Annotated in this window: 21 protein-coding genes and 1 riboswitch; of the genes, 8 read left to right on the top strand and 13 right to left on the bottom strand. The window is 69.4% G+C overall.

Translation table 11 applies throughout. From position 1 onward, the window contains the following. From WBP48_RS04740 to WBP48_RS04725, 4 genes are all read right to left on the bottom strand, one after another. Positions 1 to 472 (bottom strand): bifunctional diaminohydroxyphosphoribosylaminopyrimidine deaminase/5-amino-6-(5-phosphoribosylamino)uracil reductase RibD (locus WBP48_RS04740; protein ID WP_424436830.1); only part of this gene is annotated, 472 nt, incomplete at its 3' end. An 80-nt stretch (positions 473 to 552) separates the two neighbouring features. Continuing rightward, a riboswitch (FMN riboswitch) is annotated at positions 553 to 711 on the bottom strand. A 181-nt stretch (positions 712 to 892) separates the two neighbouring features. Then, complete coding sequence (locus WBP48_RS04735; protein WP_424436827.1) at positions 893 to 1,147, bottom strand: type II toxin-antitoxin system RelE family toxin; 255 nt, start codon at positions 1,145 to 1,147, stop codon at positions 893 to 895. Further along, positions 1,147 to 1,404, bottom strand: a complete 258-nt coding sequence (locus WBP48_RS04730) for a type II toxin-antitoxin system Phd/YefM family antitoxin (protein ID WP_424436824.1) — start codon at positions 1,402 to 1,404, stop codon at positions 1,147 to 1,149. Before WBP48_RS04730 ends, WBP48_RS04735 begins: the two co-directional genes overlap by 1 nt. 37 nt (positions 1,405 to 1,441) lie before the next feature. Continuing rightward, positions 1,442 to 2,725 (bottom strand): ATP-binding protein, encoded by a 1,284-nt coding sequence (locus WBP48_RS04725; protein WP_424436821.1) that lies wholly within the window; start codon positions 2,723 to 2,725, stop codon positions 1,442 to 1,444. Between the two features lie 188 nt (positions 2,726 to 2,913). Between WBP48_RS04725 and WBP48_RS04720 the strand changes: the two genes are divergently transcribed. After that, positions 2,914 to 4,686, top strand: coding sequence for an FAD-dependent oxidoreductase (locus WBP48_RS04720; protein WP_424436818.1), 1,773 nt, complete (start codon positions 2,914 to 2,916; stop codon positions 4,684 to 4,686). Between the two features lie 33 nt (positions 4,687 to 4,719). Beyond that, positions 4,720 to 6,255 (top strand): glycerol kinase GlpK, encoded by a 1,536-nt coding sequence (gene glpK, locus WBP48_RS04715; RefSeq protein ID WP_424436815.1) that lies wholly within the window; start codon positions 4,720 to 4,722, stop codon positions 6,253 to 6,255. A 333-nt stretch (positions 6,256 to 6,588) separates the two neighbouring features. On the opposite strand, the gene WBP48_RS04710 is transcribed toward glpK, so the two are convergent. Together WBP48_RS04710 and WBP48_RS04705 are read right to left on the bottom strand one after the other, a co-directional pair. Further along, positions 6,589 to 7,473, bottom strand: coding sequence for an Fpg/Nei family DNA glycosylase (locus WBP48_RS04710; protein ID WP_424436812.1), 885 nt, complete (start codon positions 7,471 to 7,473; stop codon positions 6,589 to 6,591). Positions 7,474 to 7,506: 33 nt separating this feature from the next. Beyond that, on the bottom strand, positions 7,507 to 8,073 hold the full coding sequence (locus WBP48_RS04705; RefSeq protein WP_424436809.1) for a GNAT family N-acetyltransferase: 567 nt from the start codon (positions 8,071 to 8,073) through the stop codon (positions 7,507 to 7,509). Positions 8,074 to 8,339: 266 nt separating this feature from the next. Between WBP48_RS04705 and WBP48_RS04700 the strand changes: the two genes are divergently transcribed. Continuing rightward, on the top strand, positions 8,340 to 9,200 hold the full coding sequence (locus WBP48_RS04700; RefSeq protein ID WP_424436806.1) for an endonuclease domain-containing protein: 861 nt from the start codon (positions 8,340 to 8,342) through the stop codon (positions 9,198 to 9,200). 98 nt (positions 9,201 to 9,298) lie between these two features. Here WBP48_RS04700 and trpS read toward each other — a convergent pair whose 3' ends face one another. Then, positions 9,299 to 10,303 (bottom strand): tryptophan--tRNA ligase, encoded by a 1,005-nt coding sequence (gene trpS / locus WBP48_RS04695; RefSeq protein WP_424436803.1) that lies wholly within the window; start codon positions 10,301 to 10,303, stop codon positions 9,299 to 9,301. Between the two features lie 182 nt (positions 10,304 to 10,485). Here trpS and WBP48_RS04690 point away from each other — a divergent pair, with 182 nt between their 5' ends. Together WBP48_RS04690 and ppsA are read left to right on the top strand one after the other, a co-directional pair. Next, positions 10,486 to 11,418: a pyruvate, water dikinase regulatory protein gene (locus tag WBP48_RS04690; protein ID WP_424436800.1), complete on the top strand. Its 933-nt coding sequence runs from the start codon at positions 10,486 to 10,488 to the stop codon at positions 11,416 to 11,418. Between the two features lie 25 nt (positions 11,419 to 11,443). Further along, positions 11,444 to 13,825 (top strand): phosphoenolpyruvate synthase, encoded by a 2,382-nt coding sequence (gene ppsA, locus WBP48_RS04685; RefSeq protein WP_424436797.1) that lies wholly within the window; start codon positions 11,444 to 11,446, stop codon positions 13,823 to 13,825. 29 nt (positions 13,826 to 13,854) lie between these two features. On the opposite strand, the gene WBP48_RS04680 is transcribed toward ppsA, so the two are convergent. The 6 genes from WBP48_RS04680 to sdhC form a co-directional block, all read right to left on the bottom strand. Then, on the bottom strand, positions 13,855 to 14,700 hold the full coding sequence (locus WBP48_RS04680; RefSeq protein WP_424436794.1) for an exodeoxyribonuclease III: 846 nt from the start codon (positions 14,698 to 14,700) through the stop codon (positions 13,855 to 13,857). 29 nt (positions 14,701 to 14,729) lie between these two features. Next, positions 14,730 to 15,965 (bottom strand): YihY/virulence factor BrkB family protein, encoded by a 1,236-nt coding sequence (locus tag WBP48_RS04675; RefSeq protein WP_424436791.1) that lies wholly within the window; start codon positions 15,963 to 15,965, stop codon positions 14,730 to 14,732. A gap of 279 nt (positions 15,966 to 16,244) precedes the next feature. After that, complete coding sequence (locus WBP48_RS04670; RefSeq protein WP_424436788.1) at positions 16,245 to 17,000, bottom strand: succinate dehydrogenase iron-sulfur subunit; 756 nt, start codon at positions 16,998 to 17,000, stop codon at positions 16,245 to 16,247. Then, entirely contained in the window at positions 17,000 to 18,826 is a 1,827-nt protein-coding gene (gene sdhA / locus WBP48_RS04665) for a succinate dehydrogenase flavoprotein subunit (protein ID WP_424436785.1), read from the bottom strand. The genes WBP48_RS04670 and sdhA overlap by 1 nt, the downstream gene beginning before the upstream one ends. Positions 18,827 to 18,878: 52 nt before the next feature. Beyond that, entirely contained in the window at positions 18,879 to 19,325 is a 447-nt protein-coding gene (locus WBP48_RS04660) for a succinate dehydrogenase hydrophobic membrane anchor subunit (RefSeq protein ID WP_424436782.1), read from the bottom strand. Next, positions 19,325 to 19,759, bottom strand: coding sequence for a succinate dehydrogenase, cytochrome b556 subunit (gene sdhC, locus WBP48_RS04655; protein ID WP_424436779.1), 435 nt, complete (start codon positions 19,757 to 19,759; stop codon positions 19,325 to 19,327). Before sdhC ends, WBP48_RS04660 begins: the two co-directional genes overlap by 1 nt. A gap of 231 nt (positions 19,760 to 19,990) precedes the next feature. On the opposite strand from sdhC, the gene WBP48_RS04650 reads away from it, so the two are divergent. From WBP48_RS04650 to WBP48_RS04640, 3 genes are all read left to right on the top strand, one after another. Then, the gene (locus WBP48_RS04650; RefSeq protein ID WP_424436776.1) at positions 19,991 to 21,106 is read left to right on the top strand and encodes a mannose-1-phosphate guanylyltransferase; all 1,116 of its coding nucleotides are present in this window, start codon (positions 19,991 to 19,993) and stop codon (positions 21,104 to 21,106) included. A 295-nt stretch (positions 21,107 to 21,401) separates the two neighbouring features. After that, a complete protein-coding gene (locus tag WBP48_RS04645; RefSeq protein ID WP_424436773.1) occupies positions 21,402 to 22,220 on the top strand; it encodes an ABC transporter ATP-binding protein in 819 nt (272 codons plus the stop codon). Between the two features lie 11 nt (positions 22,221 to 22,231). Further along, on the top strand, positions 22,232 to 23,586 hold a 1,355-nt coding region (locus tag WBP48_RS04640), incomplete at its 3' end, for an ABC transporter permease (RefSeq protein WP_424436770.1).

The raw sequence follows: 23,586 nt of genomic DNA, 5'->3' as shown, positions 1-23,586 counted from the left end.
GGGTAGCGGTCAGCCACTTCGTGAGGAACGCAGTCACTTCGGTCTCGAGCACACCCGCCACGACCTCGACGCCGGCGGCGCGCAGACGCTCGGCGCCACCGCCCTCGGTCTCGCCCGGGTCGGACACCGCGTACACGACGCGGCTCACTCCCGCAGCAATGAGTGCTTCGGCGCACGGTCCCGTGCGGCCGGTGTGATTGCACGGTTCGAGGGTGACGACGGCGGTCGCGCCACGCGCGGCATCCTCGCCCTGCTCCTGCCCTCGCTCCAACATGAGGCGGGTCAGCGCATCGACCTCGGCGTGCGGGGTGCCGGCGCCGCGATGCCAGCCCTCGGCGATGACCTCGCCGGCGGGGGAGAGCAGGACCGCGCCGACTTGCGGATTGACCCCGCGCGGGCCACGGCGCGCGAGCGCGAAGGCACGCCGCATCGCGGGTTCGACCCCTGCGTGCGTGCGGTCCATCGCGGCCATCCGTCGTCCTCCGTCGAGGCTCCGGGATGTCGATGGCACGAGCGACACCGGCGGTCACGCTCGCCGAGGCGTGCGTCGCCGTGTGCTGCCTCCCATCCGGACTAGCGCGACCTCACGAGGAGGACCGTCGCATCACCGTCGGTTCCGGAGTTCCACCGGATCGGCCCGGCACCCTGTCGGGGCATCGGGTTCGCGGACTATCACCGCCGGTTCGGATTCTCACCGACCCCGGAGCACGTTCTGCTCTCGATTCTACTCAACGCGCCCGCCACCGTTTCATTCCGTGACGGTCACCGGAGGCGGCATGCGCCACCGCGGCGCGCCGAAACTCCACCGATGTGGGCCGGCGCAGGCGGTATGCGGGCATAAAAGCCGGACTTCCGTGCGGATTGGTGGAGTTTCGGCAGCGACCCCCGGCGCTCACCGCTCGTAGATGTCCCGGCGGTGGCCGGCGCGGACGACGACGACGGTGAGAACGCCGTCGTCGGTGCGATACAGGACGCGATAGTCGCCGATGCGGACGCGCCACTCGCGGCGTGCCACGAGCTTCTTCGCGGCAGGCGGGCGGGGGTCAGTGGCGAGAAGTTCGATGACGGCCTGGACGCGCCGCTTCGCCTCCGGTGGCAGCTTGCGGATCTCGCGACTGGCGACGGGCAGGATCTCGACCCGGTACATCACAGACCGAGTTCGCGCTTTGCCTCTTCCCACGGGATCGGTGACTCGCCGAGGCGCTCCGTCTCGTCCCAGGCGGCATCGACCGCGCGGATGTCCGCGAGTTCCTCGGCATCCTCCTGCAACTGGGCGAGCACATCCGGATCGACCAGCGCGGCGACAGGGCGGTCGCGGCGTGTGAGATACACCGTCTCTCGCCGCGCGAGATCGACGACCGCGGCCAAACGCTCCCGAGCCTCGGTAATGGCAATGCGGCTCATAACGTACAGAATAGGCGATTTCGTACGTTTCCCTGAGCTACGGCCCGAGCAGCGCGGCGGGGACGACCGCGATGCCGTCTCGGCGGCGGTAGGCGACAGGGCCCGTCGTGACGACGGCCGCGTCAGTCAGCTGTGGGCCCATTCGCTCCCGCAGCCAACGCAGGTGGCGCACGTCCTCGTCCGAGACCGACGGCGTCAGCTTGACTTCGAGCGCGACAGTGCGGCGGCCGCGATGCACGACGAGGTCCACCTCGTGATCCCCGTTGCGCGTGCGTAGGTGACCGACGTCTGCGTCGCGGTACCCGGCATAGACCCGGACGCTCAGGCCGACCAGACACTTGAACATCCGCCCGAGAAAAGTGCCGAAGCCCGAACCCACGCGGTCGACAAGCGGATCGGCATCCGCCTCACCTTCCCACAGGTCGTCGGCGCTGATCCGGAGCAGCCGACAGGCAAGGGCCGGATCGGCGAGGGAGTGCACGGGGCTCTGGCCGAGCCGCCCGAGATCCGTCGCGTCCGGTGCCCATGGTTCGAGAGGGTCGAGCAGCCAGAGGCTCTGCAGTACGTCCCGGTAAGCGATGGTCGTGGTCTTGGCCGGTTTGCCGGTCTCTCCCGGTGTCGCGGCGTCGAGGATTCTTGCGTAGCTTGCCGTGGTGCCGGCCGCCGCCGCATACGCGCGGAGCCAACGGCGCAGCGTCTCGGGCGCGCGCACGGAAAGTCCCTGATCTGGAAACTCGCGCTGCACGACGTTGTCGAGATAGGCGTCGAGTTGCCGTGCGCGGCCGCGCGCGCTGAGTCGACGGATGCCGGGAAAGCCCGAACCGGTGATCTCGTCCACGTAATCCCGCAGGGTCAGATCGCTCGTTCCGTCGATGGTCGCGGTGCCGGAGAGCATGGACTCGAGCGAGATCGTCGGAGTCGCCACCTCTCGTTCCGCGAGCGACATCGGGCGCAGGCGCAGGGTCGTGATGCGACCGGCGCCCGAGTGGATGGCGGCTCCACGCGGGGTTGCGCTGCCAGCGAGGATGACGCTGCCTGCCGGCGCACCGTCGTCGACCCATCGACGCACGACATCCCACGTCTCGGGGAGACGCTGCCACTCATCGATCAGTACGGGAGCCGGGGCTGTGTTCAGGCGCCCCGGATCGGCGCCGAACGCTTCGCGCTGCGACGGGACGTCCAGTCGGATGACCGCGGCAGCGAGTTGCTGCGCCGTCGCCGTCTTCCCGACGCCCTTGGGGCCGTTCAGCGCTATGGCGGGGAGTTCGTTCAGCGTCGCCCGCAACTGACCGTCGATGAGGCGCGGCAGGTAGGTGGACACGCGCTCAAGCTACCATTCGCACGTGTGACACACAACTATTAGCAGTCAATCTAAGCTACCGTCAGCCTCATGGCTACGCTCCCATTCGCGGACGCAAGAGACGCCTGACGTCACAAACACCGCGTCGTGAAGAGCACGTGGTCAGAGTGCCGCACGGGAGATTAGCCTGGAGGCGAGGAGGACGACCGATGCCGCAGCCACGACCACGCACGATCGAATCGCTGCGCGAGCGCCCCTACGCCGACGTCCTCATCATCGGCGGCGGCATCAACGGGCTCGCGACCTTCCGCGACCTCGCCCTCCAGGGCGTCGACGTCGCCCTCGTCGAGCGCGGAGACTTCGTCAGCGGGGCATCGGCGGCATCCAGTCACATGATCCACGGCGGTATCCGCTACCTCGAGAACGGCGAGTTCCGCCTCGTGCACGAAGCGGTCACCGAGCGCAACGCCCTGCTGAAGACCGCACCGCACTACGTGCGGCCGCTGCAGACGACGATCCCGATCTACTCGACGTTCTCCGGCATCCTGTCCGCGCCACTGCGATTCCTGCGACACGGCGCCGGCCGGGCGGGCAGGCCCACCGAGCGTGGTGCCGCCCTGATCAAGATCGGTCTCGTCATCTACGACTCCTTCTCGCGCGGCGGAGGCCTGTTCGGCAAGGGGACCGTGCCGCGCCACACCTTCCACGGGCGACGGCGCTCGTTGCAGCAGCTGCCGCAGCTGAACCCCGGTGTCCGGTACACCGCGACCTACTGGGATGCATCGCTGCACGACCCGGAGCGACTCGCACTCGACGTCCTCCGTGACGGGCTCGCGGCAGGCGGCGAGCGGGCGCGCGCGGCGAACTATGCCGAGGTCGTCGCCGCCGACGGTGACAAGGTGACCTTGCGCGACGCGGTCACCGGCGATGAGTTCGCGTTCTCGGCATCCGTCGTCGTGGGCGCGTCGGGGCCGTGGACCGACCTCACCAACCGCGCGCTCGGCGACGACACCCACTACATGGGCGGCACGAAGGGCTCGCACATCGTCCTCGAGCACGACGAACTGCTGGACGCGACCGGCGGGCGGGAGCTGTTCTTCGAGCACTCCGACGGGCGGATCGTGCTGATCTACCCCCTCAAAGGCCGCGTCCTCGTCGGGACGACCGACCTGGAGCACGACATGGCCCAGCCGATCGTGTGCACCGAGGCCGAGGTCGATTACTTCTTCGACCTCATCGCGCACGTGTTCCCGACGATCCCCGTCGACCGTTCGCACATCGTCTTCCGGTTCGCGGGCGTGCGTCCCCTGCCGGGCCACGGCGAGCTCGCGCCGGGATTCGTGTCGCGCGACTACCGCATCGAGGCGGCCAGGCTCGGGGGTCCGGGCGCGTCGCCCGACAGCCCGACGGTGCTGAGCCTCGTCGGCGGCAAGTGGACGACCTTCCGCGCTTCCGCCGCACATCTGACCGACCGCGTCCTCGAACTGCTCGCGCGCCCGCGGGTGCGCACCACCAAGGGGTTGCCGATCGGCGGCGGCGCCGGCTACCCGACCCCCGAACGTGCCCGCCGGCAGTGGATCGCTGCTCATTCCGATCGCGTCGGGTTCGCCGGCGCCGCGGCGCTGCTGGATCGCTACGGCACGCGCGCCGCCGAGGTCATCGGGGCGATCGGTGCCGACGACGGGGCGCTCGGCACGGTCCCCGGCTACACCCGCGACGAGTTGCGCCACCTTGCGGCCACGGAGCTCGTCGTGCACCTCGCCGACATGCTGCTGCGCCGCACCGCGATCGCCTTCCTCGGCCTCGCGACACGTGAGGCGGCCGCCGAGGTCGCGGAGGTGATCGCACCCGTTCTCGGGTGGGATGCCGCGGCACAAACGGCCGAGGTCGACCATGCGCTGGCGGCCGTGCACGCCGCCGACGCCGGGTACGACACCGGTGCCGCGGCGGGGGCGTCGGGAGAGTCCGTGACGGCGCGGTAGCGTGGGAGGCGGGCAGCTCGAGGAGGAGACGACGTGCCAGATTGTGTGATCGCGCTCGATCAGGGCACGACCTCCACGCGCGCGATCGTCTTCGACCACGCCGGCGCCATCGCGGGCTCGGCCCAGCAGGAGCACCGGCAGATCTTCCCGCGCGCCGGGCGCGTCGAGCACGATCCGGTCGAGATCTGGCGGAACACGTGCAAGGTGCTCACCGCGGCGCTGGCAGCGTCGGGACAGGATGCCGTGGCCATCGCGGCCGTCGGTGTCACCAACCAGCGCGAGACCGCGATCGTCTGGGATCGCGCCACCGGAGAGCCGGTGCACAACGCGCTCGTGTGGCAGGACACGCGCACGCAGCCGCGGATCGACCGGCTCGCCGCCCGGCTCGGGGTCGACGCGTTCGCGGAGCGGACCGGTCTGCCGCTCGCGACATACTTCTCGGCGTCGAAGATCGCCTGGATCCTCGACAATGTCGAGGGTGCGCGCGAGCGCGCCGAGCGCGGCGACCTCCTGTTCGGCACCCCCGACTCCTGGCTGGTCTGGAATCTCACCGGCGGGGTGGACGGCGGCATCCACGTCACCGACGTCACCAACGCGAGTCGCACCCTGCTGATGGACCTGCGCACCCTCGACTGGGCGGACGACCTGCTCGAGGTGTGGGGCATCCCGCGGGCGATGCTGCCCGAGATTCGGTCGTCCTCAGAGGTGTTCGGCGAGGTGCGCGAACCGGCGGAGCTTGCGGGCGTGCCGATCGCGGGGATCCTCGGCGACCAGCAGGCCGCGACCTTCGGCCAGACCGCGTTCGAGGCGGGCGAGTCGAAGAACACGTACGGCACCGGGAACTTTCTGCTGGTGGGAACCGGAACCGAGATCATCCGGTCGCGCGCGGGACTCATCACGACCGTCGCCTACCGGCGCGCGGGAGAGCCGGCGCACTACGCGCTGGAAGGATCGATCGCCGTCACCGGATCGCTCGTCCAGTGGCTGCGCGACAACCTCGGGATCATCTCGTCGTCGCAGGAGGTCGAGGTGCTCGCGGCATCCGTCGCCGACAACGGCGGCGCCTACTTCGTGCCCGCCTTCTCGGGACTGTTCGCGCCGTACTGGCGACCCGACGCGCGCGGCGCGCTCGTCGGCATGACGCGCTACGTCACGAAGGCTCACATCGCACGCGCGGCGCTGGAGGCGACCGCGTTCCAGACGCGCGACGTCATCGAGGCGGTTGTCGCCGATGCGGGGCGGCCGCTGACCGAACTGCGCGTGGACGGCGGCATGACGCGCAACGACCTGCTGATGCAGTTCCAGGCGGATATCCTCGGCATCCCGGTCGTGCGGCCGACGGTGGTCGAGACGACGGCGCTCGGCGCCGCGTACGCGGCCGGCCTTGCGGTCGGGCTGTGGTCGGACCTTGGGGAGCTGCGCGCCCAATGGCATGAGGACGTCCGGTTCGAGCCGCGGATGGATTCCGACGAGCGTGCGCGGCGCTACCGTCAGTGGAAGAAAGCCGTCGGCAAGTCGATCGACTGGGTCGACGACGACGCCCGCATCCTCATGGGGACGACTGGCTGATCCGGCGGCGCGCGCGCGCCGTACCGTGCCGTGTGCGCCGTGCCGTGCGACGCCGTGCCGTGCCGTGTGCGCCGTGCCGTGCGACGCCGTGCGGCTCCGCGCGGTCGATGGAGGATCGGCTGGACGGGGTTGCTTCGCGCGGTCGAGGGGTGCGGCCAACAGGGCCCCTTCCCCGACTGTCCGCACCCCTCGGCCGCGCTCCGCGGTCGCCCCGTGCGGCCCCATCCCTCGGCCGCGCTCCGCTCCACCCACCGGTGATCGAGTGCCCGCGGCGCAGCCGCGGGTGTATCGAGATCACGGCGCGCCGTCTCATGGCGACCGAACCGCCGGTCGCTACTTCAGCAGCCGCGACAGCCGCCGGTCGGCCAGCAGCTTCCCGCCCGTCTGACAGGTCGGGCAGTATTCGAGGCTGTTGTCCGCAAAGAAGACCGACCGCACCTCGTCGCCGCAGACGGGACACACCTGGCCGCGCCGGCCGTGGACGGCCATGCCGCGACGCTTCGCATCCTTCAGTTCTGCCGGTGGTTTGCCGGATGCGGTGGCCACGGCATCCGTCAGCGTCGTCCGCATCGCGTCGTACAGGCGGTCCACCTCGGCGGCGTCGAGAGTCGCCGCCAGCGCGTAGGGCGACATCTTCGCGGCGTGCAGGATCTCGTCGGAGTAGGCGTTGCCGACCCCCGCGATGATCGACTGGTCGCGCAGGACGCCCTTGATCTGGGTGCGCCGCCCCGCGAGAAGCGCGGCGAGGGCGTCGCGGGTGAAGTCGGCGTCGAGCGGATCGGGGCCGAGCCGCGCGATGCCGGGCACATCCTGCGGATCGTGTACCGCGTAGACGGCGAGCGACTTCTTGGTGCCGGCCTCGGTCAGGTCGAACCCGGAACCGTCGTCGAAGCCCACGCGCAGGGCGATCGGTGTCTTGCCCGGGCGGATGACGGTGGCGGGCAACGCGTCGTACCAGCGCAGCCAGCCCGCTTTGGCGAGGTGGAAGGCGAGGTGGATACCGGCATCTGCGCCCCTGGTGCCACCGTTCGTACTGAGGTCGACGAACTTGCCGTGCCTGCTCGCACCCGTGACCGTCGCGCCCTTGAGCGCGTCGATCGGCGGGTCGTACGTCTTGAGGGCCGCGATGTTCGCGATGGCGACCTTCGTGATGGTCAGCTCCGTCGCGCGCCCGGCGAGGAACGCGACGAGTCCCTGCACCTCCGGCATCTCGGGCATGCGCTCATCATCCCACGAGGGTACGACGCGCGGTCAGGCCTCGAGTACGGGCCAAGGCGAAGGGATGCGGTCGTCGGTCGCGAGCAGCCCCGCGATCCAACCGTCGTCGCGGTGATCGTGGCCGGCCAGCCCTTCGCGCAGCAATCCCTCGTAGCGGAAGCCGAGCGCCTGTGCGGCGCGCGCCGAAGCGACGTTGCCGACGACGGCCCGCCATTCCAGCCGGCGCAGGCGCAGTCCGGTGTCGGAGAAGCCCCAGTCGATCACGGCGCGAGCCGCCTCCGTCAGCAGCCCGCGGCGGCGCGACCCCGGGCTGACCCAGTAGCCCAGCTCTCCGGCGCCCTTGCCGTCGATACGGTACACACCGATCGTCCCCACGAGCGTCTCGCCCTCGCGCACCGCCCACGTCAGGTGCACACCCTCGGACCATTGCGTGGCGACACGTCGGATGAACTCCTCGGCGTGGCCGCGCTCGTACGGCGAAGGCACCGTGGTGTAGCGCTGGATCAGCGGGTCCTGGCAGGCCTCGTAAATCGCCGCGGCGTCCGCCTCGACCGGGACCGACAGCTCGAGCCGCGCCGTCCGCAGCGCCACAGGTTCCATCCCCCGACCCTATCCCCGCCTGCTCGCAGCCCCGCCCGCTCCCGCCGTCGGGCTCCCTTCGCCGGCCCGAGCCTGCACAACTCCGCCTGAGATCGCCGCCCGGGGCCCTTGACCGCCCATCGTGCGCGCTCAGGCGGAGTTGTGCAGATGCGGGGTCGACCGTCCTGGCTCTCATCGGCCTCTCCACAGATGGACTCTTCGGCGAGTTCTCTACAGATCCGGGGTTCGTGCCGCCACGGCCCTCGCGCTGGCGGCACGGTGTGGGCATGGAAGAGATCATGTGTCTGACCCTTGCTCAACTGCTCGACGGCGGCATGACGCGGCACTCGGTGTCGGACGCGGTGCGGCTCGGCGCCCTGATCCGCGTCCGCCGCGATCGCTACCTTCCGCAGGGCGCCCCTCGCGGCATCGTGGAGGCCGTCCGTGTCGGGGGCCTTGCGACCTGCCTGAGCTTCTTGCAGCTGCTGGGAGTATTTGTCTACGGCAACGACGTCACGCATGTGCACCTCGCGCGCGGCGCGAGCCGGCTGCGATCGCACACCGATCCGCGAAAGCAACTGCCGCCGCGTCGAAAGCGCAGCGGCATCCGGACGCACTGGATCCCGCTACTGCGTCCCGAGGCGGCGACGTCGACGCATGTCGCTGTGCTCGACGCCGTCGCGCATGCGGTCCTGTGCCAGCCGGCGCGGTACGCCATTGCCACGATCGACAGTGCGCTGAACAAGGGCCTCATCCGGGTGGAGGAGCTCGGAGCGGTGTTTGCGGCGCTACCCCGTCGGTTTCACGTCTTGGAGGGGTTGACCGACGGGCGCGCGCAGTCAGGAACGGAAACGTTGGTTCGGCTCATGGCGCGCGGCCTCGGATGTCATATCGACCTGCAGGTGCACTTCGACGGCGTCGGCTACGTGGATCTCCTGATCGACGGCTGGCTGGTCATTGAGTGCGACAGCAAGGAGTTCCACGAGTCCTGGCAGCAGCAGGTCAAGGACAGACAGCGCGATCTGACGCTCGCGACGCGCGGCTACGTCACACTGCGACTGACGGCCGCGCAGGTCCTCTACCATCCCGAACAGGTTGTCACCGCAATCAGGGCGCTGCGCGCGGCGCACCCCCGGTGCCGTCGGTGAACTGCACAACTCCGCCTGAGATCGTTCGAGGCACCCGAAATGGGCTCATGCGGTCATCTGAGGCGGAGTTGTGCAGCAGCGCCCTCAGTCCGCACAGATCAGGCGCGGCGGAGCAGCCCGACCTTCTCGTACACGTCGGCGAGGGTGGCATCGGCGACCTCGGCAGCACGATCGGCGTTGGCAGCGAGCACCCGGTCGAGCTCGGCGGGGTCTGCGAGCAGCTCCAGCGCGCGAGCGCGCACGGGGCCGAACTCGTTCACCACGACCTCGGCGAGGCCCTTCTTGAAGTCACCGTAGCCGCGACCGGCGTACTCGTCCTCGATCGCGGGGATCTGCCGACCGGTGAGCGCCGCGTAGATCACGAGCAGGTTCGACACGCCCGGCTTGTTCTCGCGGTCGTAGTGGACGGCACCCTCGCTGTCGGTGACGGCGCGCATGATCTTCTTCGCCGACAGCACCGGATCGTCGAGCAGCCACAGGACGCCGGCGTCCGACTCCGCGGACTTGCTCATCTTCGCGGTCGGATTCTGCAGGTCGTAAATGCGTGCGGTGTCCTGCTGAATGACCGGCATCGGCACCACGAACGTCGTGCCGTAGCGCGAGTTGAACCGCTCCGCGAGGTCGCGGGTCAGTTCGACGTGCTGCTTCTGGTCGTCTCCGACCGGGACGATGTTGGTCTGGTACAGCAGAATGTCGGCGGCCATCAGCACGGGGTACGTGAACAGCCCGACGTTGGTCGCGTCGGCCCCGTAGCGCGCGGATTTGTCCTTGAACTGCGTCATCCGGCCGGCCTCGCCGAACCCGGTGATCGTCGACAGCACCCACGCGAGCTCCGCGTGCGCGCGCACGTGCGACTGCACGTACAGCGTCGAGCGCGACGGTTCGATGCCCGCCGCGATGTACTGTGCCGCGGTCCGCCGGGTCTTCTCGCGCAGTTCTGCCGGGTCGTTCGGCTGCGTCAACGCGTGCAGATCGACGACCGAGAAGAACGCCTCGTACGCCTCTTGCAGGTCGCGCCACTGCAGCAGAGCGCCGATGTAGTTGCCGACCTGAAGGGAGTCGGCGGACGGCTGCATTCCGGAGTAGAGACGGGGCCTGGTCATCCCTCAAGTCTAGGCCGGGGCCGGAGCGAGGCGGATGCCGGGCCGCACCCGCGCGGGCGCCGTGTGCTCCGCGGGCGGGCACCGGTGATGCCGCGGGCATATTCACGGCCGAGCGCCGCACATCAGCCCCAGACCGCGCGTACCGTGAAAGTGCGGCAAAGACTGCCGCAGACCGGAAGTCCATGATGGACGACTCGACCGCGACAAGAGCGCGGATCACGCAGACGGTGCATTCGCCGCTAGGCGCGAGCACGACGCCGGCGGAGGCGCCGCGCGCGGTCTTCTTCGTGTCCGACGCGACCGGCATCACCGCCGAGACGCTCGGCACAGCACTGCTCGCGAACTTCCCGGGCCTCGCCGCCTCCCGCCGCACGATGCCGTTCGCCGATTCGCCCGAGCGCCTCGACGAGGTGCTGGCCGCGGTCCAAGAAGCTGCGGAATCCGGCCCCGCCCCTCTCGTGTTCGCGACGATCCGCCGCGCGGAACTGCGCGCCCGGCTCACCGAAGCCGCCGCCCCCGCCGAAGCCGCCGCCCCCGCCGAAACCGCCGCCCCCGCCATCGTCGTCGACCTGCTCGGCGAGCACCTGCACGAGCTCGAGCGGAAGCTCGGCGTGACGGCCTCCCAAGTCGGCGGGGGATCGCACGCCGTCGGCGACATCGACACATACCGCGCGCGCATGCGCGCCATCGAGTACGCGATCGAGCACGACGACGGGCAGACCGTCGACCACCTCGACGCCGCGGAGGTGATCATCGTCGCCCCGAGTCGCTGCGGCAAAACGCCGACGACGATGTACCTCGCGCTGCAGTACGGGCTGCTCGTGGCCAATTATCCGCTGACCGACGACGACTTCCCGACCGAGCAGTTGCCGCGCGCGATCGCGCCTTATGCTGCACGCTGCTTCGGGCTGACGACGACGCCGTCGCGCCTGTGCCAAGTACGCACCGAGCGCCGGCCGCACTCGCGGTACGCGTCGCTCGCGCAGTGCGCCCTCGAAGTCCGCCGCGCCGAGGACCTGTACCGGCGCTGCGGCATCCCCTCCCTGAATTCCTCGGCGAGAAGCGTCGAGGAGATGTCGGCCGTCATCATGCAGGCGCTGAAGCTGCGGCACTGACGACCCTGATCGATGAGGTGAAACTATGAACAGCATCCTGTGGTTCCAAGACATCGGCATGGCCGATCTTCCGCAGGTCGGAGGCAAGAACGCGTCGCTCGGCGAGATGGTGTCGAGGCTGTCGGATGCCGGGGTGCGCGTCCCCGGCGGATTCGCCACGACCGCCGACGCGTACCGTGCCTTCCTGGCCGAAGACGGCCTTGACGAGCGCATCGCTGCCGCGGTCGGCGCGATCGACATCGACGACGTCGCGCAGCTGGCGAGGGTCGGCGCAGACATCCGACGCTGGATCTCGGATCAGCCGTTCCCCGCCGCGCTGGAGCAGGACCTGCGCGACGCGTTCGCGCGCCTGCTGACCGGTGACCCGGACCCGGATGCCGTGACCTGGGCGGTCCGCTCGAGTGCGACGGCCGAAGACCTGCCCGACGCGTCGTTCGCCGGACAGCAGGAGACGTTCCTCAACATCGGCGGCATCGAGAACGTGCTGCAGGCCGTGCACGCGGTGTTCGCGTCGCTGTACAACGACCGCGCCATCGCGTACCGCGTGCACAACGGGTTCGACCACGGCGAGGTCGCGCTGTCGGCCGGTATCCAGCGGATGGTGCGCAGCGATATCGGCGCGTCCGGGGTCATGTTCACCGTCGACACCGAGTCCGGCTTCGACCAGGCGGTCTTCATCACGAGTGCGTACGGACTCGGCGAGGCGGTCGTGCAGGGCGCGGTCAACCCCGACGAGTTCTACGTCTACAAGCCGGCCCTCCGCGCCGGGCGCCCCGCGATCCTCAAGCGCCAGGTCGGCGAGAAGGCGGTCGCGCTCCGCTACGCCGACGACGTCACCACCGGCGGTTCGACCGCCTGGACCGAGGTCCCCGAGGCAGAGCGCGGAGTCTTCAGCATCACGGATGCCGAGGTGGAAGAGCTCGCCCGCCACGCCCTGACGATCGAGGGCCACTACGGCCGTCCCATGGACATCGAGTGGGCGCGCGACGGCGTCGACGGACTGCTCTACATCCTGCAGGCCCGCCCCGAGACCGTGGTCTCGCGCGAGCACGGCGCCGTCATGAGCCGCTTCGTCCTGCGCGAGCACGGCGACGTGCTCATCACGGGCCGGGCGATCGGCCAGCGCATCGGGCAGGGCCCGGTCCGCGTGCTCGACTCGGTCGCGCACATGGACCGCTTCCAGCCCGGTGATGTCCTCGTCGCCGACATGACCGACCCGGACTGGGAGCCGATCATGAAGAAGGCGTCGGCGATCGTCACCGACCGGGGCGGCCGCACGTGCCACGCCGCGATCATCGCACGCGAACTCGGCATCCCCGCCGTCGTCGGCACCGGCCACGCGACGAAGAGCCTGCCCGACGGCGAGACGGTCACCGTCTCGTGCGCCGAAGGTGACGACGGCGTCGTGTATGCCGGGGCACTCGCCTTCGCGGAGGAGCGGACCGACCTCGGGGCCATGCCGGAACTGCCGGTGCGCATCATGATGAACGTGGGCACTCCCGACCAGGCGTTCAGCTTCGCGAAGCTGCCGAACCGCGGGGTGGGCCTCGCGCGCCTGGAGTTCATCATCAACCGTCAGATCGGCGTGCACCCGCGGGCGCTGCTGGACCGCGACGAACTGCCGCCGGACCTGCGCTCGCGCGTCGACGAGGTGACCGCGGCCTACCCGAGCCCGCGAGAGTTCTTCGTGCGGCGCGTCGCGGAGGGTGTCGCGATGATCGCGGCGGCGTTCGCGCCGGAACCGGTCATCGTGCGGATGAGCGACTTCAAGTCGAACGAGTACGCGGGCCTGCTCGGCGGTGACCGGTACGAGCCGCACGAGGAGAACCCGATGATCGGGTGGCGCGGTGCCTCGCGGTACGTCTCGCCGTCGTTCGAGGAGTGCTTCGCGATGGAGTGCGAGGCGCTGCGGTTCGTGCGCACCGAGATGGGGCTCAAGAACCTCGAGGTCATGGTGCCGTTCGTGCGCACCCTCGCCGAAGGTCAGGGCGTCGTCGACCTGCTGGCGCAGCACGGACTGCGGCGCGGCGAGGACGGACTCAAGGTCATCATGATGTGCGAGATCCCCTCCAACGCGCTGCTGGCAGACCGGTTCCTCGACGTGTTCGACGGCTTCTCGATCGGGTCGAACGACATGACACAGCTGGTGCTGGGCCTTGACCGCGACTCGTCGCTGGTCTCGCCGATCTTCGATGAGCGCGATCCCGCCGTGCTCGCGGTGCTGGACCTGGCGATCGAGGCGTGCCGGCGCCGCGGCAAGTACGTCGGCATCTGCGGGCAGGGCCCGAGCGACCACCCCGACCTCGCGCAGTGGTTGATGGACCGGGGCATCGAGTCGATGTCGCTGAACCCCGACACGGTCGTGGAGACCTGGCTGCGCCTCGCCCGCCAGGAGGTGGCGGTGTAGCCGAGCGGATACCCGGCGTGCAGTCGAGTTCAGAGCGCGTAGTCGGCGACGACCGGCGCGTGGTCGCTCCAGCGGGTGTCCCAGGAGGGCGCCCGCACGACGCGGTAGTCCACGACGCGCTCGGCCAGAGCCGGCGTGGCGAGGTGGTAGTCGATGCGCCAGCCGGTGTCGGTGTCGAACGCCTTGCCCCGGTTCGACCACCACGAGTACGGGCCGTCGACCTCGCCCGCCCAGCGCCGGCCGACGTCGATCCAGCCGAGACCGGTACCCGTCGTGCCGTCCACGCACACCACCTCGGCGCCCGCCGCGCCGGTGAAGCGGTCGAAGTAGGCGCGCTCGCGCGGCAGGAATCCGGCCTTCTTCACATTGCCGCGCCAGTTGCGGATGTCGAGCTCACGATGTCCCACGTTGAGGTCGCCCGTGATCAGCGCCAGCGGGCCGAGCCGCGGCATCCGTGCCTCCATCGCGTCGAGGAAGGCGTACTTGGCGACCTGCCTGTCGGTGTCGGCCTCGCCGGTGAACACGTAGGCGCTCACGACGGTCACGAGCGTGCCGTCGACGTCGAGGTCGGCTTCGACCCAGCGCCCGCGCGAGTCGAGTGTCTCGTTGCCGAGTTCGACCCGCCAGATGTCGATCGGCCGCCGGGTGGCGATCGCGACGCCTGCCCGGCCCTTGGCCAGCGCCTCGTCGTTCACGACATGCCAGCCGGGCAGGGCCTCGGCCAGATGCGAGGCCTCGCCGCGCACCTCTTGCAGCGTCAGGATGTCGACACCCGCCGTCTCGAGCCAGGGGAGCATGCCCTTGCGGGCGGCGGCGCGGATGCCGTTGACGTTGACGGACGCGATGCGGACGGTTCTGGGGGTTGCGGAAGGCACCCGACAACCCTAGCGACGGGCCCGGACACTCACCGAGCGGGGCGCCGGGGAGCCTGCTTCGTCGGCGGCAGGGGAGCGGACGCCTCGACCTCCAGCAGCTCGGTCTCGGCTTCCCGCACCCGGCGACGGGCGCCCCACGAGCGATACCAGGGCGTGGTGGACGCCGCTTCGCGTGCCGTGCGCAGTCGCAACTCGGCGGCGATCCGCAGCGTCTCGTGTTCTGCGCGCAGCAGCTCGGACTCCGAAGGCAGCAGCAGTGGGATACCGTGATCCGCCGAACTGACGGCGATCCACGACGCGGCCACGAGGATGACGATGCCGGCGAGCCGGAACCACAGCAGAAATCCGATCAGCACGGCGAAGGTCGCCAGCAGCGGGTTCGACGGGGTGTAGCCGAGCAGCAGACCCGCACCGACCTGAAGCACGACCAGCGCACCGCCGCCAAGGATCGAACCCGGCCACACCGTGCGCCAGCCCAGCTGCGTGCCGGTGAGAAAGCGGAACAGCGCCGCGAGTGCCGTGGAGTTGACCGCCCATCCCACGACGAGCACGGCGGCCCGACCGAGCGTATGCGACCAGAAGGACTCGTTCGGCAGCTGCAGCAGCTCGAACACGAGGCGCAACGCCCAGGTCGCCACCTGCCCGAGCGCGGCACCCGCCACCAGCGCGAGTCCGAACGCCGCGGCCGCGAGCAGATCGCGCGCCTTGAGAAGCACGTAATTGCGGTTGTCGTAGGGCAGACCGAAGATGTCACGGATCGCCCGCCGCGTGAAGGTGATGAAGCCGATGGCGGCCCAGATGACGATGCCGAGCGCGATGATCGACGTGATGGTCAGCGTGCTGGCGCTGTCGGTCGCGACCTGCCGCACGGCGTCGGGCTCGATCAGCCCTTCCTCCATGATGAGGTTCGGGATGTACGAGTTGATGAGTTCGATCAGCCTGTTCACAGCCGCCGGGCTGCCGCCGAGCCACAGTCCCACGATCGCGAAGACGACATAGATGGCGCCGAAGATCGCGAACAGCGACTGGTAGCTGACCCCCGCCGCGAGCAGGAATCCGTTGCGCTGCAGGAACCGTCGCCACACGCGCACCGGAAAGCTCGCGACGGCGAGGCGGGTCAGTTCGGTGGCGCGACTGATCGGGGCGTCGAAGCGCTCCCGCAGCGCGTCCTGAGTGGTGTTCCAGCGCTCGCGGAGCGTCTCCTCTGCGAGCCGGGCATCGTCCGCCGCACGGCGGGGCGCCGGCGGTGAAGGCTCGGGGGTCACGTTCTCAGCGTACCGAGCGCGTCGTCGGCATCCGGACCCCGGCGCCGTCGGGCCGTTGCGGGTTTTCGGCAGTCACTTCGGCACGGTCTGGCTTCGTCGGACTAATGCGAAAGTCTCGCGACATGCGCCAGGTTTCCTTGCCCCCACGGCGCGGCAGCGCCTCTGAAAAGCTGTGCCGAAGCGACTGCCGGAGAGGAGATTCAGAGGAGGGTCAGGGATCCGCCGCGCGAGGTTTCGACTCGGCGCTGCGCGCCTCGCTCAACCTTGACCCGCCGCGCGTCAACCCCGCAGGACGGCCTGCTTGACCTCGGCGATGGCCTTCGTCACCTCGATGCCGCGGGGGCACGCCTCGGTGCAGTTGAAGGTCGTGCGGCAGCGCCACACGCCCTCTTTGTCGTTGAGGATGTCGAGGCGAGTGGATGCCGCATCGTCGCGCGAGTCGAAGATGAAGCGGTGCGCGTTGACGATCGCGGCCGGGCCGAAGTACTGCCCGTCGGTCCAGAACACGGGGCACGACGACGTACATGCCGCGCAGAGAATGCACTTGGTGGTGTCGTCGAAGATCGCGCGGTCGGCGATCGACTGGATGCGCTCCTTGCCGGGTTCGGGCTTCGAGTTCGCGATGAGGAACGGCTGCACCTCGCGGTACGACGCGAAGAACGGCTCCATGTCGACGATGAGATCCTTCTGCAGCGGCAGGCCCTTGATGGCCTCGACGTAGATGGGCTTCGAGATGTCGAGATCCTTGATGAGCGTCTTGCACGCGAGGCGGTTGCGGCCGTTGATGCGCATCGCGTCGGAGCCGCAGATGCCGTGCGCACACGACCGGCGGAACGCGAGCGACCCGTCGACCTCCCACTTGATCTTGTGCAGTGCGTCGAGCACGCGATCGGTGGGGTACAGCTCGACGTCGTAGTCGACCCAGCGCGGCTCGGCATCCACTTCGGGATCGAAGCGCCGCAGGATGAACGTGACGAGGTACGACTGGATGCCGCTGTCGGTGGCTACTGCGGCGTCCTCGGTGACGAGGGTCATCAGTACTTCCTCTCCATCGGCGGGTAGTTGAGTTCGCCCTTGTCGTTCCTGGTGAACACGACGGGCTTCCAGTCCAGCTCGATGTGGTCCTCGGGGTCGGGCGAGTGCGGGTCGCCCGTCAGGTACGCCATCGTGTGCTGCATGTACTTCTTGTCGTCGCGGTCGGGGTAGTCCTCGCGCATGTGACCGCCGCGGCTCTCTCGTCGATTGCGGGCGGCGTACGCGACGATCTCGGCGAGATCGAGCAGGAACCCGAGCTCGACGGCTTCGAGCAGGTCGGTGTTGTAGCGCTTGCCCTTGTCGTCGACGTGGACGTTCTGGTAACGCTGGCGCAGGTCGTGGATCGTGCCCATCACGTTCGTGAGGGTCTCCTCGGTGCGGAACACCTGCGCGTTCGCGTCCATCTCTTCCTGCAGAGTCTTGCGGAGCACCGCGATGCGCTCCGAGCCGGGGTTGTTCCGCAACCCCTCGATCAGTTGCCGCACGTCGCGAGCGGGGTCCTCGGGCAGCGGCACGAACTCGGCCGTCTTGACGTACTCGACGGCGTTTCGACCGCTCCGCTTTCCGAACACGTTGATGTCCAGCAGCGAGTTGGTGCCGAGGCGGTTGGCGCCGTGCACCGAGACGCACGCGCACTCGCCCGCCGCATACAGGCCGGGCACGATGGTGTCGTTGTCCTGCAGCACCTCGCCGCTGTTGTTGGTGGGGATGCCGCCCATGGCGTAGTGCGCCGTCGGCATGACGGGCACCGGTTCGACGACGGGGTCGACGCCGAGATAGGTCCGCGCGAACTCCGTGATGTCGGGGAGTTTCGTCTCCAGCACCTCGGCGCCCAGGTGCGTGCAGTCGAGGTACACGTAGTCCTTGTGGGGGCCGGCGCCGCGGCCCTCGAGCACCTCTTTGACCATGCAGCGGGCGACGATGTCGCGGGGGGCGAGGTCCTTGATGGTGGGGGCGTAACGCTCCATGAACCGCTCGCCCGAGGCGTTGCGCAGGATCGCACCCTCACCGCGGGCACCCTCGGTGAGCAGGATGCCGAGGCCGGCGAGTCCGGTCGGGTGGAACTGGAAGAACTCGATGTCCTCCAGCGGCAGGCCCTTGCGCCAGATGATGCCGACGCCGTCGCCGGTGAGGGTGTGGGCGTTGGAGGTGGTCTTGTAGATCTTGCCGAAGCCGCCGGTCGCGAAGATGACGGCCTTGGAGTGGAACACGTGCAGGTCCCCGGTCGCAAGCTCGTAGGCGACGACGCCCGCGATCTGCGTCTTGCCGTCGGCATCCTTCACCGTGATGAGATCGAGCGCGTAGTACTCGTTGAAGAAGTTGATGCCGAGCTTGACGCAGTTCTGGAACAGCGTCTGCAGGATCATGTGGCCGGTGCGGTCGGCGGCGTAGCACGCGCGGCGCACGGGAGTCTTGCCGTGGTCGGCGGTGTGCCCCCCGAAGCGGCGCTGGTCGATCTTGCCCTCGGGGGTTCGGTTGAAGGGCAGGCCCATGTTCTCGAGGTCGATGACGGCGTCGATGGCCTCTTTCGCGAGGATCTCCGCGGCATCCTGATCGACGAGGTAGTCGCCGCCCTTGACGGTGTCGAAGGTGTGCCACTCCCACGAGTCCTCTTCGACGTTCGCGAGAGCCGCCGCCATGCCGCCCTGCGCCGCACCGGTGTGCGAGCGGGTCGGGTAGAGCTTGGTGATGACCGCGGTGCGGGCGCCGGGGCCCGCCTCGATCGCCGCGCGCATGCCCGCGCCGCCCGCGCCGACGATGACGATGTCGAACTCGTGATAGTACACGCCGTCGCGCAGGACGGCCTCGGGATGCTGGGTGCTCACGTCAGGGATGCCTCTTCAGTCTTCTCGGTCTTCCTCGTTGCCGTCGCTGCACTCACAGCGCCTGGCAAGCCTCCCAGAACGCGCTGTCACTGGTCACGCCGTTGCAGGGGTCGAACGCGAACACGACGAGAGTGCCGAGCAGGATCAACAGGCCGGCGGCGACGAACACGGCCCACACCAGGACCTTTCGGACGCTCGCGCCGGTGACGTAGTCGTTGATGATCGTCCGCATGCCGTTGGCGCCGTGGATGAGCGCGAGCCAGAGCATGAGGATGTCCCATACCTGCCAGAACGGGTTGGCGAGCTTGCCGGCGACGAAACCCCAGTCGAGGGCGTGGATGCCGTCGCCGACCATCAGGTTCGTGAACAGGTGCCCGAAGATGAGGACGACCAGCAGCACGCCCGAGACGCGCATGTAGATCCAGCCGATCTTCTCGAGATTGGCGCCCTTCTTGCGGACGTGCGGCGTGCGCGGGGCGGCGAGCGTGTCGGAGGCCATCAGTGCCCGCCTCCCACGTTCGCGAAGACGTTGATGAGGTGGCGCGGGGCGAAGCCCGCGAGCGTCACCGCCCACACGCCGATCACGCCCCACCACAACTGCCGCTGATGGCGCGTCGCCCATGGCCACAGATCGACCGCGATGATGCGCAGCCCGTTGTAGGCGTGATACGCGATCGCGGCGACCAGGGCGACCTCGCCGAGGCCCATGATCGGGTTCTTGTACGTGCCGATGACCGCGTCGTACGCCTCGGGGGAGACGCGGATGAGGGCGGTGTCGAGCACGTGCACGAGCAGGAAGAAGAAGATGGCGACGCCGGTGATGCGGTGCAGAACCCAGGACCACATGCCTTCGTTGCCGCGGTACAGCGTGCCGCGCGGGGTCTTGGATGTCGTCTGGGCTACCGACGGTGTGACGCGTGCTGGTGCAGACACGGTCGTCCCTCCCTTGGTGTGATCGGACACCTCGATACGGCGGGGGCTTCTCCGCCCCGGGGCGGAAACCCTCGGCGTCGCACACGGGCGCTGTCCCATCCTAAGTCGAGCCCCCATGCGGCGGCGAGGAAGGCGAACCTAAGTTCTCTCGATATCGAGAGAACGCCGTGGATAGGCGCCGCGGGGGGCGTTCTTTCGGAGGGGGATGCCGAGGGAGATACCCTCGAAACCATGGCCAGATCGATCGATGACTTCTATGCCGTGATTCCCGCAGGAGGTGTGGGGAGCAGGCTGTGGCCGCTGTCCCGCGCCGACGCGCCGAAATTCCTGCACGACCTGACGGGGTCGGGGCACTCGCTCCTGCGGGATACGTGGGACCGGCTGGCGCCGCTGGCGGGCGAGGACCGCATCGCCGTGGTGACCGGGCGGGCGCATCGTGCGGCAGTGGAGGAGCAACTGCCCGGCATCCCCGATCGGAACGTGTTCCTCGAGTCCGAGCCGCGCGACTCGGCGGCGGCGATCGGACTGGCGGCGGCGATCCTGCACCGGCGCGAGCCCGACGTCGTCATCGGGTCGTTCGCGGCCGATCACGTGATCCGTGGCACGCGCGTGTTCGAGTTCGCGGTGCGGGATGCCGTGGAGGTCGCCCGCGAAGGCTACATCTGCACGGTGGGGATCTCGCCGACCGAGCCGGCGGTCGGGTTCGGGTATATCAAGCGCGGCGGCGAGTTGATCGTGGACGGCGCGCGCGACGCTTCGCTGGTCGACAGTTTTGTGGAGAAGCCCGATCTGGAGACCGCGAAGCGGTACGTCGCCGACCGTGACTACCTGTGGAACGCGGGCATGTTCATCTCGCGCGCCGACGTGCTGCTGAAGGAGATCGAGGCGAACGAGCCGAAGCTGTACGCCGGGCTGATGCAACTCGCCGAGGCGTGGGACGACCGGGACCTCCGTGGCCCCGTCGTCGACAAGGTGTGGCCGAAGCTGCCGAAGATCGCGATCGACTACGTCGTCGCCGAGCCGGCTGCGAAGAAGGGACGACTGGCTGTCGTGCCCGGTCACTTCGACTGGGACGACGTGGGGGACTTCGCGAGCCTCGCCAAGCTGAACTCCGGCGGCCGCAAGAACGACCTCGCGATCCTCGGCGAGAACGCGCGCGTGCTCTCCGATGCCGCCAGCGGCATCGTCGTCAGTCACACGACGCGAGTCATCAGCCTCATCGGGGTGAAGGACATCGTCGTCGTCGACACGCCAGACGCGCTGCTGGTCACCACGAGCGAGAACGCGCAGCGCGTCAAGGGGGTCGTCGACGCCCTCAAGCTGACCGGCCGCGGCGACGTCCTCTGACCGCACAAGCCGCGCGTCTCCACTCCGTGGGCGAGGCGCGGGCTGGTTGCCGCCGACCCGGCCGGTCGGAGACCGGGTGCAACCGGCGCACTCGCGCACAACCGGCGCACTCGCGCAGCCGGCGCACTCGCGTAGCGTGCTGCAACGGGTCGGATACGGGGGGTTTCCGCGCGAGCTTTCGGGATAACCCCCGTGTGGTCATACCACGTTCGCTCTAGCGTTGCCAGCGGGCCGACTCGCGGTCCGAAGATTCCGACGACGGGTTCGCCCGCGGGCGAACCGGAAGGCGAGAGCGATGACAGTGCAGACCGCGGCCCACCCCGCGACGGAGAACCCGAGTCGGCAGGAGACGGATGCCGCACCCATCGCCGAAGCGATCGGCGTGCGCCGTCACTACGGCAGAGCCGACACCCTCGTGCCCGCACTGGATGGCATCGACGTGCGGTTCGGTCGCGGCCGGTTCACCGCGATCATGGGCCCGTCCGGCTCCGGAAAGTCCACGCTGATGCACTGCATGGCGGGCCTGGATCGACCGGACAGTGGCGAAGTTCACATCGACGGTCGGCGCATCGACCGGCTTTCGGAGTCGGCGCTCACCAAACTCCGCCGCACCAAGCTCGGCTTCGTCTTTCAGTCGTTCAACCTCGTGCCCACGCTCACGGCGAGAGAGAACATCGAGCTCCCCCTCACGATCGCTCGGCGCAAGGCCGACCCCGTGTGGTTCGACCGGATCATCGACGCGGTCGGCCTGAGCGCGCGTCTCGGTCACCGCCCCGACCAGCTCTCCGGCGGTCAGCAGCAGCGCGTCGCGTGTGCGCGTGCGCTGCTGGGCCGTCCCGCGATCGTGTTCGCGGACGAGCCCACGGGGAACCTCGACTCGACGGCCTCGGAGTCGGTGCTGTCGTTCCTCCGCACCTCGGTGACGGAGCTCGGGCAGTCGATCGTCATGGTGACGCACGAGCCTTCGGCGGCGGCCTACGCCGACCGTGTGCTGTTCCTCGCAGACGGGCGCATCGTCGACGACCTCGCAGACCCGACCGAAGACCTGATCCTCAGCCGACTGCGCATGGCCTCCTCCGCCGTGGCCGCATCGACGGCCACCGTCGAGAGCTGAGGGGCACTCAGATGTTGCTGCTCGTCTGGCGCGGTGTGCGCCAGCACATGATCCGGTTCCTGCTGTCGGCGCTCGCCGTCGTCCTCGGTGTCGCTTTCGTGACCGGCACTCTGGCGCTGCGCACGTCGCTGTCCTCCACCTTCGACGACATCGCCGCCGGCAGCTACTCCGCCGATCTCTATCTTCGGCCGGCCGCGGCCGGCGCCCCGCCGGAGGCGGGTGGGACGGCACCGGCTTCCGGCATCCTGCTCGCGGACGCCGACACGGTCCGCACCGTTTCGGGTGTCGCCCACGTCGCTCCTTCCCTCGAAGGTTCGGGGGTACTCGTCGGTGCCGACGGCACGCCCGTGGTCGGCGTCGGCGCGCCGACGGTCATTCTGGCGGCGACGGACGACATGGCGATCTCCAAGGGCTGCCTGCCTGACTCGGCCGGGCAGATCGCCGTGGAGACGAGCGCGCTGCGCAACGCGGGTCTGAAGGTCGGCGACCACACCCACCTCGTACTCCCGGGCGGCGTGCGCGAGGTCGAGGTGGTCGGCCAGTACGAGTACGACGCGGCGGCATTCGGGGCGACGATCGTCGTGATCGACGCGCAGAGCGCCCTGGCCGCCTTCGCGCCCGACGGCGGAGTGCCGAGCCTGGGGATCGACGTCGTCGACGGCGCCGACCTCGACGCGGTCGCCCGCTCGATCGCCGCGACCGTCGGAGGCGACGTCACGGCGATGACCGGGGATGACGCCGGTGACGGCTATATCGCCGATGGCACGGATGCCCGCGCCATCGAAGTGCGCACGGGATCGTCGCTGCGGGAGTCGCTCCTCGACCGGATCGATGACGTCATCGGGTTCGTGAGCGTGCTGCTGATCGCGTTCGGCGCGATCGCGCTGCTGCTGGGCGGTTTCATCATCTCCAACACCTTCTCGATGTCGGTGCGTCAGCGCATGCGCGAGATCGGCGTGCTGCGTGCCCTGGGAGCCTCTCCCCACCAGGTCTTCTGGGAGGTCGTCGGGCAAGCCATCGTCGTCGGGCTGGTCGGCTCGGCGCTCGGCGTCGCCGCCGGGATGGGGCTGGTCGCGCTGGTGCAGGGCGCGTTCGCGGCGATGGGGTCGGAGATGTCGAGCGCGTCGTCGCTCACGCCCGAGACCGTCGTCATCGCGATGGTCACCGGCGTGGCCGTCAGCGCTGTCGCCGCCGCGATCCCCGCGCGGCGGGCGGCATCCATCCCGCCGGTGCAGGCGATGGTCGAGGTCGTGCGCAGTGAATCGTCCACGCGCGTGCGAGGGATCGTCGGGGCGGTCGTGCTGCTGGGCGGAGTGGGCGCGGCCCTCGCCGGGCGCGCGATCGGTGCCGGCGGCGAGCTCGCGCT

The sequence above is a fragment of the Microbacterium sp. genome (genome assembly GCF_049661145.1).
In the GTDB taxonomy this organism is placed as follows: domain Bacteria; phylum Actinomycetota; class Actinomycetes; order Actinomycetales; family Microbacteriaceae; genus Microbacterium.
The sequence above is the reverse complement of the archived record's forward strand: the minus strand, read 5'-3'. Positions and strand labels throughout refer to the sequence as shown.

Coding starts and splice junctions, on each gene's coding strand:
- WBP48_RS04650 (WP_424436776.1), top strand. CDS start 19,991: ATGGCCAGATCGATCGATGACTTCTATGCCGTGATTCCCGCAGGAGGT.
- WBP48_RS04705 (WP_424436809.1), bottom strand. CDS start 8,073: ATGGAACCTGTGGCGCTGCGGACGGCGCGGCTCGAGCTGTCGGTCCCG.
- WBP48_RS04670 (WP_424436788.1), bottom strand. CDS start 17,000: ATGACCCTCGTCACCGAGGACGCCGCAGTAGCCACCGACAGCGGCATC.
- WBP48_RS04645 (WP_424436773.1), top strand. CDS start 21,402: ATGACAGTGCAGACCGCGGCCCACCCCGCGACGGAGAACCCGAGTCGG.
- trpS (WP_424436803.1), bottom strand. CDS start 10,303: ATGACCAGGCCCCGTCTCTACTCCGGAATGCAGCCGTCCGCCGACTCC.
- ppsA (WP_424436797.1), top strand. CDS start 11,444: ATGAACAGCATCCTGTGGTTCCAAGACATCGGCATGGCCGATCTTCCG.
- WBP48_RS04735 (WP_424436827.1), bottom strand. CDS start 1,147: ATGTACCGGGTCGAGATCCTGCCCGTCGCCAGTCGCGAGATCCGCAAG.
- WBP48_RS04660 (WP_424436782.1), bottom strand. CDS start 19,325: ATGGCCTCCGACACGCTCGCCGCCCCGCGCACGCCGCACGTCCGCAAG.
- WBP48_RS04710 (WP_424436812.1), bottom strand. CDS start 7,473: ATGCCCGAGATGCCGGAGGTGCAGGGACTCGTCGCGTTCCTCGCCGGG.
- WBP48_RS04730 (WP_424436824.1), bottom strand. CDS start 1,404: ATGAGCCGCATTGCCATTACCGAGGCTCGGGAGCGTTTGGCCGCGGTC.
- WBP48_RS04700 (WP_424436806.1), top strand. CDS start 8,340: ATGGAAGAGATCATGTGTCTGACCCTTGCTCAACTGCTCGACGGCGGC.
- WBP48_RS04690 (WP_424436800.1), top strand. CDS start 10,486: ATGATGGACGACTCGACCGCGACAAGAGCGCGGATCACGCAGACGGTG.
- WBP48_RS04720 (WP_424436818.1), top strand. CDS start 2,914: ATGCCGCAGCCACGACCACGCACGATCGAATCGCTGCGCGAGCGCCCC.